The organism is Streptomyces sp. ADMS (genome assembly GCF_033441795.1).
In the GTDB taxonomy this organism is placed as follows: domain Bacteria; phylum Actinomycetota; class Actinomycetes; order Streptomycetales; family Streptomycetaceae; genus Streptomyces.
Genome location: NZ_JAVFVX010000027.1, coordinates 26,288 through 42,280, shown reverse-complemented (window position 1 = coordinate 42,280; position 15,993 = coordinate 26,288). Strand labels below are relative to the sequence as shown.

Here is a 15,993-nt window from a genome sequence, read left to right as displayed (position 1 = left end):
TCCGATATGCCCGTTTCTTACTCGTAGGGTGAAAGTCGTGACGACCTCTCCCACATCACCAGACGTCGACGTCGTGCTCCCCTGCCTCGACGAGGCCCAGGCTCTCCCCTGGGTCCTGGCCCGTATCCCTGCCGGCTGGCGTGCCCTCGTCGTGGACAACGGCTCCACCGACGGCTCGGCCGACCTCGCCCGCGAACTGGGGGCGACCGTGGTCCACGAGCCGCGCCGCGGCTTCGGCGCCGCCTGCCACGCGGGCCTGACCGCCGCAACGGCCGACATCGTCTGCTTCTGTGACTGCGACGCCTCCCTCGACCCGTCGCTCCTCGCCCCCTTCGTGCGCGAAGTGGCGGACGGGCAGGCCGATTTGGTGCTCGGCAGGCGCCGCCCGCAGAGCCGGGGCGCCTGGCCCGCGCACGCCCGGGCCGGCAACCTGGCGCTCGCCCGGATGCTGCGTCACCGCACCGGACTGCGCCTGCACGATCTCGGCCCGCTGCGCGCCGCCCGCCGCGAGCCGCTCCTCGCCCTCGGTCTCACCGACCGGCGCAGCGGCTACCCGCTGCAGATGGTCGTGCGCGCCGCGGACGCGGGCTGGCGCGTCACCGAGCACGACGTGCCGTACCTGCCGCGCGCCGGCGTCTCCAAGGTGACCGGCACCTGGCGGGGCACCTGGCAGGCGGTACGGGACATGAGCCGCGTGCTGAACGAACCGCCCGCGTCCGTCACCGCGGGAGGAATCCACCGATGACCACGCTCCTCGTCATCGCCAAGGAGCCCAGGCCGGGACGGGTGAAGACCCGGCTCACCCCGCCGTTCACTCCCACCGAGGCGGCGGCGCTCGCCGAAGCGGCCCTGGTCGACACCCTGCGCACCGTCGCAGCGACTCCCGCGCGCCGCCGCGTACTGGTGCTGGCCGGGGAGCCCGGCCCCTGGCTGCCGACCGGCTTCGACGTCGCACCGCAGTGCGCGGGCGGACTGGACGAACGGCTCGCCGCGGCGTTCGCCGGCTGCGACGGCCCGGCCCTGCTCATCGGCATGGACACCCCGCAGGTCACCCCGGACCTGCTGACCGTGGACTTCACCGAGTGCGACGCGTACTTCGGCCCCGCCGAGGACGGCGGCTTCTGGGCCCTGGGCCTGGCCGAGCCGGACCCCGCTCTCCTGCGCGGAGTACCCATGTCGACGCCCGCCACCGGCGCCGTCCAGCGTGCCCGGCTCGTCGCCGCCGGACTGCGCGTCCGCGACCTGCCACGGCTGCGGGACGTCGACACGGCCGCCGACGCCGACGCGGTCGCCGCGACAGCGCCGTACGGCCGGTTCACGGCGGAGCTGACCCGGCTGCGGGCGGTCACCCCCCGATGAGCACCGCGCAGCAGAAGACCGTGGGGAGGTCCTGGTCCGGGGATCCCTACTCCGACGCCCTGCATGCCGGCCGTGGCCCGCTCTTTCTGCGCCGCCACGACGGCTGGCTGCTGCCCCTGGAGGTGGAGCGGTGGTGCGCCCGCGCCGACGCCGTGGACCGGGAGGTCCTCCAGCGGTGCGAGGGAGCCGTGCTCGACGTGGGCTGCGGGCCGGGTCGCCTGGTCGTGGAACTCGCTGCCCTGGGCCGGCCCGTACTCGGTATCGACGTCAGTGAGGCGGCCGTCGCCCACACCGTACGGCTCGGCGGGCAGGCCCTGCGGCGCTCGGTCTTCGCACCGCTGCCCGGCGAGGGCCGCTGGGGCACGGCCCTGCTCCTCGACGGGAACCTCGGCATCGGCGGCGACCCACACGCCCTGCTCCGCCGGCTCGGCGAACTGCTGCTCCCCGGTGGCCTGTTGATCGCGGAGACGGTCCCGGCGGACATCGACGAACGTGTCGACGTCCGCCTCGTGGGGGCCACCGACGGCAGCGCTGCCGGTGATGCCCCGTTCCCCTGGGCCCGGCTCGGCACCCCGGCGCTGCTGCGGTGCGCCCGCCCGCTCGGCTGGCGCGCCGCCGCTCAGTGGACGGCGGGCGGCCGGTCCTTCGTCGCCCTGCGCAGCCGCACGGCCAGCAGCAGCGCCGAGCCGCCGAACAGCAGGGCCGTGATCAGCAGCCATCGAGGCAGAAAGCCGTCCGCAGACAGCGTGGTGGCGGACTCGTAGCGATCCGCCACCCTGCCGCTGATCAGCGGGAACCACACCAGCAGGAGGAGTGCGGACAGGGCGGCTGGCACCCGAACGTACATGGCCCACTCGCGGTGACCGGCCGCCCCCGACGCCCGTACGACCACTCGGTCCACCGTCGCGTACAACGGCAGCAGGACCAGATCGTGCACCACCGCCGCGCCCACGAACCACAACGCGACCCCGAACCAGTCGTCCGCGAACAGCCGGACCCCGGCGTACCCGGCGAGCGCGAACGAGCACGCCAGGAGCAGCAGAGGGAACGGGCTGCCCAACGGCAGGCGAAGCTTCCCCATCACAGGGCTCCAAACGTCATACGGGCCACCCACTTGGTGTTGAGGACACCGGGCGCGGCGGGCACGATGATGCGCGCCGGGTAGCCGTGGTCGGGGGTCAGCGGCTCACCGTTGACATCCAGGGCGAGCAGGGAGCGCGCGTCGCGCACCTGGTTGGCGCGCAGGGCCGCCCGGCGGAAGGCACCGCGCCGCTGGAGGGACTCCACCATGACATCGGGCGCGGCGTCGGTCCCGTATCCCACGAGGGCGGCGAGGTCGCGCAGCCGTACGCCCCGCCACCACTGGTCGGAGGTCGACCATCCTTCCACACAGGCGATGGGCAACGCCGCGCTGTGCAGCGGCAGTTGGAGCAGCTCTGCCCGGCTGAGCCGGACGGTGCCGCCGGGCCCGGTCACCGTCAGCCGCCATGCCTCCTCACTCGTCTCCGCCGCGGTGATCCCTCTGGACTCGGCCGTCTTGTTGATCTGGAATCCACCGGGGCCGCTGCCCGGCTCGGCACCGCCGTGCGGGGCGAGGAGGGCGGTGGCGCGCAGCGGCCCGTCGAAGTTCTGCCCTGCCGTGGTGACGAACAGCAGCAGCGAGCCGCCCCCGACCAGCCCCAGCGCCCCACGCCGGGAGACGGTGGGCTCGGCGGGGTCCGGGGACACCAGCGAGGGCTCCGCCTCGGACACCGGCGGGGGGACCGGCCCCGGAGCCGGCGTCGGCGTCGGCGTCGAGCTGGGCGGACGAGCCGAGTCCCCGCCGTCCTCGCGGAGCCGGCGCAGGTTGCGTACGGCCGTCGGCGCCCTCAGCGCCACGTGTGCGACGAACGCGGCGAAGAACACCCAGGCGCCGTAGAAGTGCAGCGGGTAGAAGGAGCCGGGGAAGAGGTAGTCGAGCTGGACGTTGAGTACGCCGGTGACGAACTCGAAGAGGGCGCCTCCGACCAGCAGGAGCAGCGAGAGGCGCTCCAGCGCGTGGGCGAGCGATCGGGCGGGCGGGAGCTGGAACAGTCTCGGCACCACCGACCACAGCTTGGCCAGCAGGACGGGGATCAGCGTGATGCCGAGCGTGACGTGCACGCCCTGGTTGAGGCGGTACAGCCAGGGCGGGTCGGTCGGCCAGGCGAAGAGGTAGAGGCCGAGGATCCCCTTGTCGGGGGTTTTGTCGTTCACCGGCGACAGCCCCGGATTGTATGCCGCGTACGACAGCAGCCCCGTCACGAAGAGCACCGTGATGCCGGCGAGCAGGACCACCCCGAGAACGGAGGTGAACCAGGGGCCGCGCAGCGGGCTGCGCCAGAAGCCGGGAGAGGAAGGAGTCCGTGCCATGATCCGACCGTAGGTCCGGAACACCCGGCGGGAGGGGCCAAAACCCATGACGAAACGCTGACGTCTGCGCCTGTCAGGGGGCTGGAGGCGGCCGTCCGGCCTAGCGTTCCCGCGTGACCCGCGATCTCCGCAACCACGACATTCCTCATGACGAGGACCTCCCTGACGACGGCCGCCTCCGCGACCGCGACCTCCGCCGCGACCTGTTCGCCGCCGTGGCAGCCGTGCTGCTCGTCGTGGCCGCCGCGCTGGTCGGCGTCGCCATCAAGAGCGCGAAGGACGTCCTCCACGTGGGCTGGCCACCCCTGTACGCCCACTGGGCACCGCACACCGGCCCCGGCACCCCGGCCGCACTCGTCGTCGCGGTCGCCGTCGTGGCGTACGGCCCTCTCCTCGCCGTACGGCTGCCCTGGCGCCCGCTGCTGTGGACCTCATGGGCCACCGCCATGGCCTGGACCTGGTCTCTCGCCCTCGTCGACGGCTGGCACCGCGGGATCGCCCGGCGGCTGACGACCAAGTACGAGTATCTCCAGGTGATCGACCGTTTCGAGGACATCCCCGGGACCCTGCGCACGTTCACCGAACACATCCTGTGGGGTTCCCCGGACCAGTGGCCCCCACATGTGGCCGGGCATCCTCCGGCGGCCACCCTCACCTTCGTCCTCCTCGACCGGATCGGCCTGGGCGGCGGGGCATGGGCCGGCATCTGGTGCATCACCGTCGGCGCCACGGCGTGCGCGGCCGTGCTCGTCACGGTACGGGTCCTGGCCGGGGAGGAACTGGCCCGGCGGGCGGCGCCGTTCCTGGTCCTCGCGCCGGCCGCGGTGTGGATGGGCACCTCCGCCGACGGGTACTTCGCGGCGGTGGCCGCCTGGTCCGTGGCCCTGCTCGCGCTCGCCCTGACCGGGCGTACGGAACGCCGACGCCGGGCCGCGGCGTTCGGCTCGGGGCTGCTCTTCGGCCTGACCTGTTACCTCTCGTACGGACTCACACTGTTCGTCCTGATCGCGGCGGGCGTGCTGGTTCTGGGCCGGCAGCAGCTCCGGCATCTCACCCGGGGGCTGTTCTTCCTGCTCGCCGGAGTCGCCGTCGTCCCGCTGCTGTTCACCCTCGCCGGATTCGACTGGTGGGAGGCGTACCACCTGCTGGTCCGGCGCTACTACCAGGGCGCCGGCGGCTTCCGCCCATACGGCTACTGGGTGTGGGCGAACCTCGCGTGCACGGTGGTCGTCGTGGGCGTGGCGACCGTGGCGGGTCTGCGGCGGGCAGGCGCCACGCTCGTCCGGCGGCGCCACCGCCTCGCACCCCGGCGGCGCGACGGCATCCTGCCCCGCCTGGGCGAACCGGGCGGCCCCGATGCCGAGCTCCGCCTCACCCTGCTCGTGGCGGCCGCCGCGCTCGCTCTGCTGGTCGCCGACCTGTCGGGGATGAGCAAGGCGGAGACCGAGCGGATCTGGCTGCCGTTCGCGCTGTGGCTCCTCCCGGCCTGCGCTCTTCTCCCCCGACCGCGGGCCTGGCTCACCGCCCAGGCCCTCCTCGCCCTGCTCCTCAACCATCTCCTGCTGACCGGCTGGTGACCCGCCGCCGTCTGCCTCGGGTTCAGCGGTGGTCGGTATTGTCCGAGTCGGGTGCCTGGTCATGCAGGTGGTGTTGCGGTTGGTGAAATCATTCTGCGCTTCACACCGTCCTCGTTGCCGGTGATGAGGCGTCCGCCGACCCGCCCGTAAAAGGCCTGCTGTCCGTGGGAGTTGAGCAGTCCCGAGCAGCCGTGGAGCCGCTCGTGGTCGACCGCCCGCATGACATCCGCAGGGTGCGCGAGTCGTACGCCGACCTCCACGACCAGCTGCTGTCGCGGGATGGATGCCCGCCGCCGGTCGCCGGGTGCTCAGAGCAGGCCCGACGCCCTGCACTCCGCCGGGGTGCTGTCCGAAGAGTACGAGCCGGACGCCAAGCGGCTCATCGGTCAATACCCACAGGCTCTTTCCCCATTCTGGTGGTCACAAGGCCTTCAGCCTGGCCGGCCGCCACGGTCGGGCGCAGCGCTGCTCGGGGCGCGGGCGCGGGCGCGGGCGCGGGCGCGGGCGCGGGCGCGAATGACGCTCAGCTCCCTGTGTGTCCTTGGCTCACCTCTCCTGAACGCGCGTGCGCTGTTCAACAGCGGCGTGGGCCAGAGCGGCCGTCTGTTCCGGGGTGCCGTCGATGGAGATGGCCGTTCCTGGCTCGTCGGCCGTCAGTGGTTCCAGATCGGCGATCTGCGACTGCAGAAGGCTTGCCGGCATGAAGTGGTCTTCACGGGCCGTGAGCCGGCTTGCGATGAGCTCTGCCGAACCGTCGAGGTGGAGGAAGAAGACGTCGGGTGACACGGCGGCGAGCCGGTCGCGGTACCCGCGCTTGAGGGCCGAACAGGTGACCACACCGCCGCGTTCGACGTGCTCGGCAAACCATGCGGCGATCGCATCAAGCCACGGGCGCCGGTCCGCGTCGTCCAGGGGGAGGCCGGCCCGCATCTTCGCCACGTTCTGCGGCGCATGGAAGTTGTCGGCCTCGGCGTACGGCGTGGACAGGCGCCGGGCGAGTTTCTGGCCGATGGTGGTCTTCCCCGATCCGGAGACGCCCATGACGACGACCAGCGGTGGCCGCGGGCCCTGCGCCGACGACGTGCCGCTCACGTCGGGCCACCCGCCGAGTCGAGCGTGAGGACCACTTTCATGTCGTCGTCCCGCGCCGTGAACGCCTCGCCGGCCCGGTCCAGTGGCACTCTGCGCGTGATGAGGCTCTCCAGCCATGTGAGGTCTGCCCTCGACAGCGCCGCCGCGGCCTGCCGGTAGTGCCGCAGGTTGGCGTTGACGGAGCCCACCACCGCGTCGTTCTCCAGCACGATCTCCCGGTTGATGGTGCCGGCCTCCACGTTCAGCTTCCGGCCCGCGGGTGAGACACCGGTCAGGCAGACGATGCCGTACCGCGCGTTGCCGGACATCGCCTCGAACACCACTTCCGCCGCCCCCGTGGCTTCGATGACGACGTCCGGGGCGACCGATCGCATCACCACCTCGGCGTCCTCCGAGTGGTAGGTGGCGCCGAGGGCTGCGATCAGCGACGGCTTCGGGCCCTCGGTGACGCGGTCCAGTACGTGCACCTCCAGGCCGCGCTGCACACCGAGCAGAGCGGCCAGCGTCCCGATCGGACCGGCCCCCGTCACCAGCACCCGCTCCGGCTCGAACCACGACCTGCTGCCGATCCGTTCCACCTGCTCCCACGCCTTGGCCACGACGGAGGCCGGCTCCAGCAGCATCCCGACGCGCTCCAGGCGCGCGTCGAGTTTGACCGCGTACTCCGGCTCCACACACCACACCTGAGACCCGTAACCATCGATCTCCTTGATGCCCCGCTCGGTGTACCGGCCGTTGCGGCACATGTCGAACTCCCCACGCGCGCACGCGCCGCAGGGCAGGGGGTCGGGGCGGCGGACCACACCGACGACCAGATCACCAGCCGAGAACCCGCTGCCGGGCGGCGCCTGACGCACACGTCCGAGTGACTCGTGTCCCAGCACCAACCGCTCACGGCCCGGAGGCGCCCAACCGTAAGAGCCCTCGGCGATCTCCCTGTCCGTGCCGCAGATCCCGACCGCGAGACCGTCCACGAGCAGCTGCCCCTCCTCGGGGACCGGCTCGGGAAGGTCACGGACTTCCAGTGAATTCCTGACATGCGGACGGACGGTCAATGCGCGCATCGGCCTCCCTTTCGGCCGGGCAGACAAAAGGATCATCCAGACCAGGGGTTCCCCGTCGCGGGCGCCACAAACGCCGCAACGAGCGGCCCCGAGGGAGTTGCGCAGAGCCTATGGGGTGCCGCCCATCTTCTCGCGCTGCGGATGTTCCGCCCTTGCTCGGCGTGACCGCCGCGCGCGATGAGGTCGTAGCGTGACGCGGCCAGCGCCCGGGAGGAGGAGTCCCTCCGGCCCCGGTGGCGGCATGACCGGCCCAGCCCAGGACGGCGCCCCACAGGGCGCCCAAGGCCACCCCGCCCAGGATCAGGCCCAGCCGTACAGGCCCCGTAGTGAAGAGCGCCACCAGCAAACCGATCAGCAACCCGAACCATGCTCCGCCCGCCACGCCGGCTGTCGCTGCACGGCCCTTGGTCAGCCTCCCGGTGACGTGTTCGACGAGCCTGAGGTCCGATCCGATGATGTCGAGATACTCCACCGGAAACCCCTCGTCGGAAAGCCGGTCGACTGCGGCCTGCATCTCCTCGTAGGGGCCGCAACTCGCGGCCTTGTTTCCCGGCGATGGTGGCGCCCGTCGGGCATCTACGGTTCGAGCTCGGGCATTCGCCTCTTCTTCGAGGCGAGGGTGGCGTGAGCCCTGGGGGCCCAGTGTCGGCGAGCAGCGAACGGGACAGGCCGTCCGGGGCGCAGGACATTGCCTCCTCCCCGGCTGCTCGCACGCCGCGGACGGGATTGTCACCGGCGACGGTGCCAGTGCCGGCATCAGAGATGTCGTCCGAGCCTCCGGAGCGCCGATCACGGGATCGCTCCGTCGGCCGGTACGGGTCCGGGCGCTGCAGGCGCCCTGGGCGGGACAGCGAGGTCAGGGCACCCGGTCGAACGTCCAGTGCCCGACCAGGGCCTTCTCGACCTGCTGGGCCAGTTCGGTGAGCCGGACGTGTTCAGCGGCGTGGAGGTCCTGGTCGGCGGCGGTGGTTCGCAGTCGGTCGAGTGCGGCCACGATGGGCGGGTGCTGATCGGGTGTGGTGTTCCACGCCAGTTCGCGCAGCAGCATCGCGATGCGGTTCAGGACTGCGGGCTCGCCGGCGCCGTAGCGCAGGGGCTGTGCCACAGCGAGATCGAGGAGATTACCCAGGTCCGGGCGTTGCAGCACGACTCTCACCCGGTGGTGGTCGTCGTGCAGTACCCGGGGGCCGAGGTCGCGGTGTGCCAGCTCGCACAGCAAGGCTGAGGAGTGAGAGAGGGCGTGGACAGCGGTGGTGGGGTCGTTGACCCCGGGTGAGAGCGCTTTGGCGGTGATGTCGGTGAGCTGGCGGAGTCCGAAGGCGACGTCCTGGGCCTCGGTGCGTTCGGCGCCGGTGGAAACCGCCTCTGCGGCTTTGCGGACCAGATCTGTCCGGGTCTCGGGAGAGAAGGGCTCTCCTGACAGGGGCCAGGCGGCTCCCATGGGTGTGCCGGTGATCAGGGAGCTGCCGGGGTGGCGGTCGATGAGCAGGACGGCACCGGCCTCGACGGCTGCCTCCAGGAGGGCTTCCTCGTCCACGGCGGTCAGGAAGCCGGGCTTTCTGACGGGCAGGGGCAGTGCGTCGGCGGACGGTTCCGGTGGCGCGCCCGGGCCCCCGGCGGCGGGGGCCCGTTCGGGTAGAAGCCGGTGGATGGTGTGGTTGGCGGCCGAGTGGACGCTCTGCATCATCGTCTCCACCCGGATCTCGCGTGTCAGGTGGGACAGGAACAACACCAGGCCGAGCACGCTGGCCAGAGTGAGGAGGAACGCCACGGTGACCGACACCTGGGGGACGAACATGACCTTCTCGTCGTCGCCGGTCCGCACGGTGCGCAGGACGGTCAGGGCGTAGGTGAACGTCGCGAGGAACAACGCCAGGGTCGTCTGGACGTACCGGTCCGCGGTGAACGTGCGCAGCAGACGCGGGGAGAACTGGCTGCTCGCCAGTTGAAGCGTCACCACCGTGAGCGAGAAGGTCAGTGCCGTGACACTGATCAGGGAGCCGGCGATCGCCTCCAGCACCGTTCGCGCGGCGTCCGCGCCGCCTCCGAACAGGTAGTCCGTCAGCCAGGGCGGAATGTCGTGCTGGATCCGCGCGTCCAGACGGGGCAGCCCCACACCCGCGGTGACGGCGAGTACGACGCCCAGCGTCGGCAGCGGCCACAACTGCGCGCGGACCGTGTCACCCATCGGCGGACGGGGCAGGGCGCACGGCCGCTACGGACGGGGAGGGCCGCACGGCCCCAGACCATACGTGCGGTGTCCGTACTCGGGCCTGGCCACGGACGGGGCGAGGCCCGGTGGCATCCGGGCCTGTGCCGGCTTCTCGCGCGATCACGCAGACCACGGGGCCGGGCAGGAAAGCCGTGCCTCCTGCAACGACCGGCTGCCGCGGTTTCCTGAGAGCTCCCATGACGCCTCCCTCCTTCGGGAATGCGATGTCGGTGGTACCACCATGCGTTCGACCGCGCACTTCTGGCCGACGACACACCGTCTTCTGCCTGGTCGCCCCCAGCTGCCTCGAACGAGGAGAGGGTGGAAAGGGAGCCGTCCCATACATGTGATTCGTACCGTCGCTCGCCGCATCCTCGCCGATCCTGAGCGCGTGACGCCGAGCAGCAAGGCCGCCCGTCTGTCCCGTGCGGGAGAGCTCTCACCCGCTGACCACTTGGCGGTCATGTACGGCAAGCCGGCGGGAGGCCACCCTTGGCAGCCTACGAGCCTGAAGAACATCCTTCTCTCCGAGGCAACCCTGGGCTACCTCATGCACGCAGGCAGGCCCGTCATCGGCAAGGACGGAAAGCGGAACAAGCTCAAGTCGCCGTACGCCGAGCAGGCACTTGCCACAGCCGTCGCAGGGACGTTCGATCATGTTCAGGTCCGTACCGCGCGAAGCTTCTCCGTTTCGAACACGCAAGGTACGGAGGTTTCGCGGCCACCCCCGGACGATCATGCTCAGCCCAGGAAGCTCAGTCGAACCTGACGGTTGACATTAGAGATGTTCGTGTCCACCAGACACACCGACTGCCATGTCCCCAGCTCCAGTTGCCCGCCCAGCACCGGCAGCGTGGCGTGCGGTGGGACGAGGGCCGGGAGTACGTGGTCGCGGCCGTGGCCGGGGGTGCCGTGGCGGTGCTGCCAGCGGTCGTCGGAGGGGAGCAGGGTGTGCAGGGCGGCAAGGAGGTCGCTGTCGCTGCCCGCGCCCGTTTCGATGACCGCGATGCCGGCGGTGGCGTGCGGGACGAAGACGTTGAGCAGGCCGTCCCGGCCACCCGCCACCTCCCGCAGGAAGGTCTCGCAGTCATGGGTGAGGTCGACGACCGTCTCCTTGCTGCCGGAGACGATGTTCAGGACACGGGTGGTGAAGGCATCGGACATACGCCCATCATTACCCGGCCGCCACGTACCACGCCCCGCCGGACTCCCGCCGTTCCCACCCCTCGATACTGGTGGTCCATTCCGCGTGGCGCCATTGCCCCTGGTCACGTCACCTCGCCGCTTTCGGCGGCATGTCGCGTTCAGCCATAGCCTGGTCCACCGCTTACCACCTGCTCGACGACCTCGACGCGGCGACGATCGAGGCGGCGCGGGGGCACTCGGCAGCAGTGCGTCGGCGGAGCAGCAGCAGATACTCGCCCTGCACGGCGGCTCGCGCGACAAGCTGAAGATCTGTCCGAACCTGTGGGCGGGCGTCGGTCTCGTCCGGGGCGGTGCGGGCACCGCGCTCGTCAGCCGGCATGCCGAGGTCGCGGAACGGATCGAGGAGTACCACGCGCTGGGCGTGGAGCACTTCGTGCTCTCCGGGTATCCGCGTCTGGAGGAGGCGTACCGGTTCGGCGAGGGCGTGATCCCCGAGCCGGCGGCACGCGGTCTGCTGGAACGCGCACCGAGGGCGGCCGGGGGTTTGCCGCTTCTGGTGGCGAGCGGGTGCTGATCGTTCCGACGACGTCGCGGACAGGTGTTCGGGAAGATCCCTGCTCCTCCCCTGGTTAGTGGAAGCGTGAACAATGCCGGGGTACGCGAGGGTGTACAAGAAGTCGATGTCGTCGTCATAGGCGCCGGTCAGGCCGGTCTGTCCAGCGCCTATCACCTGCAGCGCACGGGTTCCGCGCCGGAGCGCGGCTTCGTGGTGCTCGACCATGCCCCGCATCCCGGTGGCGCCTGGCAGTTCCGCTGGCCGTCCCTCACCTACGGCAAGGTGCACGGGATGCACGCGCTGCCCGGCATGGAGCTGACGGACGCCGATCCGGCGCGGCCGTCCGCCGAGGTCATCGGCGCGTACTTCGACAGCTACGAGCGCACCTTCGACCTGAAGGTGCGCCGGCCGGTGGAGGTACGGGCGGTGCGTGAGGGGGACGGAGACGGGCGGCTGCTCGTCGAGACCTCGGGCGGTGTCTGGTCCGCGCGGGCGCTGATCAATGCCACCGGCACGTGGGACCGGCCGTTCTGGCCGCGCTATCCGGGACAGGAGGTCTTCCGGGGGCGGCAGTTGCACACCGCGCAGTACCCGGGGCCCAAGGAGTTCGCCGGGCTGCGGGTGGTCGTGGTGGGCGGGGGTGCGTCCGGTACCCAGCATCTGATGGAGATCGCTCCGTACGCCGCCGAGACCACATGGGTGACCCGGCGTCCGCCGGTCTTCCGAGAGGGGCCCTTCACCGAGGAGTTCGGGCGGGAGGCCGTCGCCCTCGTCGAGGAGCGGGTACGCCAGGGCCTGCCGCCGAAGAGCGTCGTGTCGGTCACCGGACTCCCCCTCGACGACGCGATCCGGACGGCCCTCGCCGACGGCGTCCTCGACCGGCGTCCCATGTTCGACCGGATCACCCCGGACGGGGTCGCGTGGGCCGACGGCCGGCGTGTCGATGCGGACGTGATCCTCTGGGCGACGGGATTCCGGGCCGCGATCGACCATCTTGCGCCGCTCCGGCTGCGCGAGCCCGGCGGCGGCATCCGTGTCGAGGGGACGCGCGCGGTCGCCGATCCGCGCGTCCATCTGGTCGGATACGGTCCCTCCGCGAGCACGATCGGCGCCAACCGGGCCGGGCGTTCGGCCGTACGGGACATCCGGCGGCTGCTCGACCAAGAGCCGGCCGCTGTCTGACGTCCCGTACGGTCCGCTGGCCCGTCAGGTCACCTGGCGGGCTGCCCGCTCTCCGGTTTCTTCTGGTTCTTCTGGTTCTGGTTGAACTCGGCGACGTTGCGCTGGTGTTCGGCGTAGTCGGCGGTGAAGCGGGTGTCGCCGGGCTTGACGGTGACGAAGTACAGCCAGTCACCCTGGGTCGGGTTGATGGCGGCGCGCATCGCCTCCTCACCGGGGTTGGCGATCGGCGTGGGCGGCAGACCCATGCGCTGAAAGGAGTTGTACGGGCTGTTCAGACGGGTGTCGGCCGCCGTCGTCGTGAGCGTGGCCCTGTTCAGCGCGTAGTTGATGGTCGAGTCCATCTGGAGCGGCATCCCGCGCTCAAGGCGGTTGAAGATGACTCGGGCCACCTTCCCCATGTCCTGCTTGCCGGCGGCCTCCGCCTGGACGATGCTCGCGATGGTGACCGCCTGGTAGACGTTCATGGAGTTGCGCTGAGCCCCGGCGGTGACCGGCGCCCCGCCGAACTTCTGGTTCGCGGTTTCGACCATGAACGACAGCAGGGACTCCGGGGTGGCCTTCTCCTTCAGCGGATAGGTCGCCGGGAAGAGATACCCCTCGGGATTGCCCTCGGCATCGTTCGGAAGATTCAGCCGGGCCTTGCCGAGCGACTTCTTCGTGCTCCCGGCCGGCAGGGCGAGGGCCTTGTCGACCGCCTCGTACACCTGGATCGAACGCCAGCCCTCCGGGATGAGGAGGGAGGTCGGCCGGGTGTCCCCTTCACTCTCGACGCTCAGCAGTGGCACCGCCACGGCGGTGGCCGCGACGACTGCCCCGGTCGCGATGAGGACGGCCCGGCCACGGCGCGTCAGTCGAATCGTGCTCCGTGACGGAGTGTTCATCTGCATGCGGGCACGGTAACCCGCAAAACCCTATAAACCCGACATATCTTCATCTTGTCCGACCGTGCACGTCACCCGGTCGGCTCCAGTTGGGCGTCCCGGCGCACCAGGGCCGCATACCGCCCGTCCTGGCGCAGCAGCTCCTCGTGCGTGCCCCGTTCGACCGCGCGCCCGGAGTCCAGGACCACGATCTGGTCGGCACCTCTGATGGTGGACAGGCGGTGCGCGATGGTGAGCGTGGTGCGGTCGGCCGACAGGGCGTCGATGGCCTCCTGGACGGCGTGCTCCGTACGGGTGTCCAGGGCGCTGGTCGCCTCGTCGAGGATGAGGACGGGCGGGTCGCGCAGGATCGTACGGGCGATGGCGAGGCGTTGTTTCTCACCGCCCGAGAAGCGGTGGCCGCGCTCGCCGACGACCGTTTCGTACCCGTTGGGCAGGCCGGAGATGTGGTCGTGGATCTGGGCCGCCCGCGCCGCCGCGTGCAGTTCCTCGTCGGTGGCGTCCGGTTTTGCGAAGCGCAGGTTGTCGGCGACCGTGGCGTGGAAGAGGTACGTCTCCTGGGAGACGACGCCGACAGCCCGGGCGAGCGTGTCGAAGTCGAGGTCGCGGACGTCGACGCCGTCGATGGTGACGCGGCCGCCCGTCACGTCGTACAGCCGCGGCACGAGGTGGCCCAGCGTGGACTTGCCGGCGCCGGTCGGGCCGACGACGGCCAGACTGCCGCCCGCCGGGACGGTGATGTCGACGCCGTCGAGGATCGGCCGGCTCTTGTCGTCGTAGCGGAACTCGACGCTCTCCAGCCGGACTTCGCCCTTGACGGTGTCGAGGTGGACCGGGTTCTTGGGCTCGGTGATGTCGATGGGCAGGTCGAGGTACTCGAAGATGCGCTGGAAGAGCGCGAGCGAGGCCTGGATCTGGACGCCGGTGCTCAGCAGGCTGACGGTCGGCCGGAACAAGCCCTGTTGGAGCGAGACGAAGGCGACGAGTGTGCCGATCGAGACGGACGGGCCGCCGAACTGGAGGGCGAGGCCCGCGGCCCAGTAGATGACGGCGGGCATGGCGGACATGACGATTCCGATGACGGCCATCCGCCAGCGGCCGGCCATGCTGGAGCGCACTTCGAGGCCGACCAGGATTTCGGACTCCTCGGCGAAGGACCGTGTGAGCGAGTCGGAGCGGCCCATCGTGCGGCCGAGCAGGATACCGCTGACCGACAGCGACTCGGTGACCGTGGCGGCCATCGCGGCCATCTGCTTCTGACGCTGGGTGGTGATCCGCTTGCGTTCGTTGCCGACGCGGCGGCTGATCCAGACGAACACCGGCAGCAGGAGCAGCGAGACGACGGTCAGGCGCCAGTCGAGAGCGACCATCGCGACGATCGTGGCGACGACGCTGGTGAAGTTGGAGACCAGGGAGGTCGCGGTGGAGGTGACGGTGGCCTGCATACCGCCGATGTCGTTGGCGATGCGGGACTGGACCTCGCCCGTGCGGGTGCGGGTGAAGAAGGCCAGCGACATGCTCTGCAGGCGGCTGTAGACGGCGGTGCGCAGGTCGTGCATGACGCGCTGACCGACGGTCGTGGAGATCAGGGTCTGCAGCACACCGAGAACGCCGCCGAGGACGGCGCTGAGGATCATGCCGAGGGCGAGCAGGCTGAGCAGTCCGGTGCGACCCTCGGGGATCGCGACGTCGAGGATCTCCTTCAGGAGGAAGGGGGTGGCGACGGAGACGAGGGACGCCGCGGCGACGAGCAGTCCGACGACGGCGAGCCGGCCGCGGTAGGGGCGGAAGAGTTTCAGGATGCGGCGGACCTGGCGCGGCTGGTCCGCCGAGTCGGCGGACGGGGTCCAGGCGGGGCGGTCGGGTTTCATGGGCTCCTTCGGGAGGTTTGGTGATGACGACTGGCGGAGCATAGCTCATTGTTACCTAAGCTCACAATGAACTGCGTCCTGATATTGTTCCCGCATGAGTTCCCCCGACGCCGACGGTCCACTCGCCGACCAGCTGCTGAGCCTGACCCGCCGTCTGCACCGCATCCACAAGCACCAGCTGGAACAGCGCGGAGTCGGTATCACCCCGGCCCAGTCGCGGCTACTGCGTACCCTCTCGCATCATCTCCAGCACCACGGTTCTCCGCCACGGATGGCCGATCTGGCGGAGCGCCTGGAGGTGGTTCCCCGGGCGGTGACGACGCTGGTGGACGCGCTGGAGGTGAGCGGGAAGGTGCGCCGGGTGCCCGATGCGGACAGCCGCAGGGTGATCCGAATCGAACTCACGGACGACGGACACAAGGCGCTGAGCGAGCTGCGCGGGGCGCGCCGGGCGGCGGCGGAGGAGATCCTCGCGCCGCTGACGGACGAGCAGCGCGCGGTGCTGGGCGGGCTGCTGGACACGCTCATGGACGGGACCGGCGCGCCGCCCGAGCGGCGCTGCTGAGACCGGGGTGGCACGGTCACCCACGGAAAACGGGCCGTGGGTCCGCCTCCAGGACTGCTGGAGACGGACCCACGGCCCGTTCACATACCACTGCCGC

General features: G+C 70.8%; 15 protein-coding genes and 1 pseudogene. 8 read left to right on the top strand and 8 right to left on the bottom strand.

All coding sequences use genetic code 11. The annotated features are described in order from the left end of the window. Positions 1-28 precede the first annotated feature (28 nt). From RB628_RS14550 to RB628_RS14540, 3 genes are read left to right on the top strand one after another with little or no spacing between them, the layout of a single operon-like run. Positions 29-745, top strand: coding sequence for a glycosyltransferase family 2 protein (locus RB628_RS14550; RefSeq protein ID WP_318320817.1), 717 nt, complete (start codon positions 29-31; stop codon positions 743-745). Then, positions 742-1,359 carry a DUF2064 domain-containing protein gene (locus RB628_RS14545; RefSeq protein WP_318320816.1) on the top strand — a complete coding sequence of 206 codons (618 nt, stop codon included), beginning with the start codon at positions 742-744 and terminating at the stop codon, positions 1,357-1,359. The genes RB628_RS14550 and RB628_RS14545 overlap by 4 nt, the downstream gene beginning before the upstream one ends. Next, positions 1,356-2,123, top strand: a complete 768-nt coding sequence (locus RB628_RS14540) for a class I SAM-dependent methyltransferase (RefSeq protein WP_318320815.1) — start codon at positions 1,356-1,358, stop codon at positions 2,121-2,123. Before RB628_RS14545 ends, RB628_RS14540 begins: the two co-directional genes overlap by 4 nt. Positions 2,124-2,439: 316 nt before the next feature. Here RB628_RS14540 and RB628_RS14535 read toward each other — a convergent pair whose 3' ends face one another. After that, the gene (locus RB628_RS14535) at positions 2,440-3,750 is read right to left on the bottom strand and encodes a molybdopterin-dependent oxidoreductase (protein WP_318320814.1); all 1,311 of its coding nucleotides are present in this window, start codon (positions 3,748-3,750) and stop codon (positions 2,440-2,442) included. A 140-nt stretch (positions 3,751-3,890) separates the two neighbouring features. Between RB628_RS14535 and RB628_RS14530 the strand changes: the two genes are divergently transcribed. Then, positions 3,891-5,327, top strand: coding sequence for a hypothetical protein (locus RB628_RS14530; RefSeq protein ID WP_412180655.1), 1,437 nt, complete (start codon positions 3,891-3,893; stop codon positions 5,325-5,327). A gap of 546 nt (positions 5,328-5,873) precedes the next feature. On the opposite strand, the gene RB628_RS14525 is transcribed toward RB628_RS14530, so the two are convergent. From RB628_RS14525 to RB628_RS14510, 4 genes are all read right to left on the bottom strand, one after another. Continuing rightward, the gene (locus tag RB628_RS14525) at positions 5,874-6,368 is read right to left on the bottom strand and encodes a gluconokinase (RefSeq protein ID WP_318320850.1); all 495 of its coding nucleotides are present in this window, start codon (positions 6,366-6,368) and stop codon (positions 5,874-5,876) included. 47 nt (positions 6,369-6,415) lie between these two features. After that, entirely contained in the window at positions 6,416-7,483 is a 1,068-nt protein-coding gene (locus tag RB628_RS14520) for a glucose 1-dehydrogenase (RefSeq protein ID WP_318320813.1), read from the bottom strand. Continuing rightward, positions 7,431-7,997, bottom strand: coding sequence for a general stress protein (locus RB628_RS14515; protein WP_318320812.1), 567 nt, complete (start codon positions 7,995-7,997; stop codon positions 7,431-7,433). The genes RB628_RS14520 and RB628_RS14515 overlap by 53 nt, the downstream gene beginning before the upstream one ends. 342 nt (positions 7,998-8,339) lie before the next feature. Further along, a complete protein-coding gene (locus RB628_RS14510) occupies positions 8,340-9,671 on the bottom strand; it encodes a DUF2254 domain-containing protein (RefSeq protein WP_318320811.1) in 1,332 nt (443 codons plus the stop codon). A gap of 370 nt (positions 9,672-10,041) precedes the next feature. Between RB628_RS14510 and RB628_RS14505 the strand changes: the two genes are divergently transcribed. Continuing rightward, entirely contained in the window at positions 10,042-10,464 is a 423-nt protein-coding gene (locus RB628_RS14505; protein WP_318320810.1) for a hypothetical protein, read from the top strand. Here RB628_RS14505 and RB628_RS14500 read toward each other — a convergent pair. Further along, positions 10,437-10,859: a YjbQ family protein gene (locus RB628_RS14500; RefSeq protein ID WP_318320809.1), complete on the bottom strand. Its 423-nt coding sequence runs from the start codon at positions 10,857-10,859 to the stop codon at positions 10,437-10,439. The genes RB628_RS14505 and RB628_RS14500 overlap by 28 nt on opposite strands. Before the next feature lie 140 nt (positions 10,860-10,999). Between RB628_RS14500 and RB628_RS14495 the strand changes: the two are divergent. Together RB628_RS14495 and RB628_RS14490 are read left to right on the top strand one after the other, a co-directional pair. Further along, a pseudogene (locus RB628_RS14495) lies at positions 11,000-11,415 on the top strand (alkanesulfonate monooxygenase); the annotation flags it as partial. Positions 11,416-11,481: 66 nt separating this feature from the next. Next, positions 11,482-12,579: an NAD(P)-binding domain-containing protein gene (locus tag RB628_RS14490; RefSeq protein WP_318320808.1), complete on the top strand. Its 1,098-nt coding sequence runs from the start codon at positions 11,482-11,484 to the stop codon at positions 12,577-12,579. Between the two features lie 29 nt (positions 12,580-12,608). On the opposite strand, the gene mltG is transcribed toward RB628_RS14490, so the two are convergent. Together mltG and RB628_RS14480 are read right to left on the bottom strand one after the other, a co-directional pair. Further along, the gene (gene mltG, locus RB628_RS14485; RefSeq protein WP_318320807.1) at positions 12,609-13,466 is read right to left on the bottom strand and encodes an endolytic transglycosylase MltG; all 858 of its coding nucleotides are present in this window, start codon (positions 13,464-13,466) and stop codon (positions 12,609-12,611) included. 65 nt (positions 13,467-13,531) lie between these two features. Then, positions 13,532-15,331: an ABC transporter ATP-binding protein gene (locus RB628_RS14480; RefSeq protein ID WP_318320806.1), complete on the bottom strand. Its 1,800-nt coding sequence runs from the start codon at positions 15,329-15,331 to the stop codon at positions 13,532-13,534. Positions 15,332-15,425: 94 nt separating this feature from the next. Between RB628_RS14480 and RB628_RS14475 the strand changes: the two genes are divergently transcribed. Beyond that, on the top strand, positions 15,426-15,896 hold the full coding sequence (locus RB628_RS14475; RefSeq protein WP_318320805.1) for a MarR family winged helix-turn-helix transcriptional regulator: 471 nt from the start codon (positions 15,426-15,428) through the stop codon (positions 15,894-15,896). Positions 15,897-15,993: the final 97 nt, after the last annotated feature.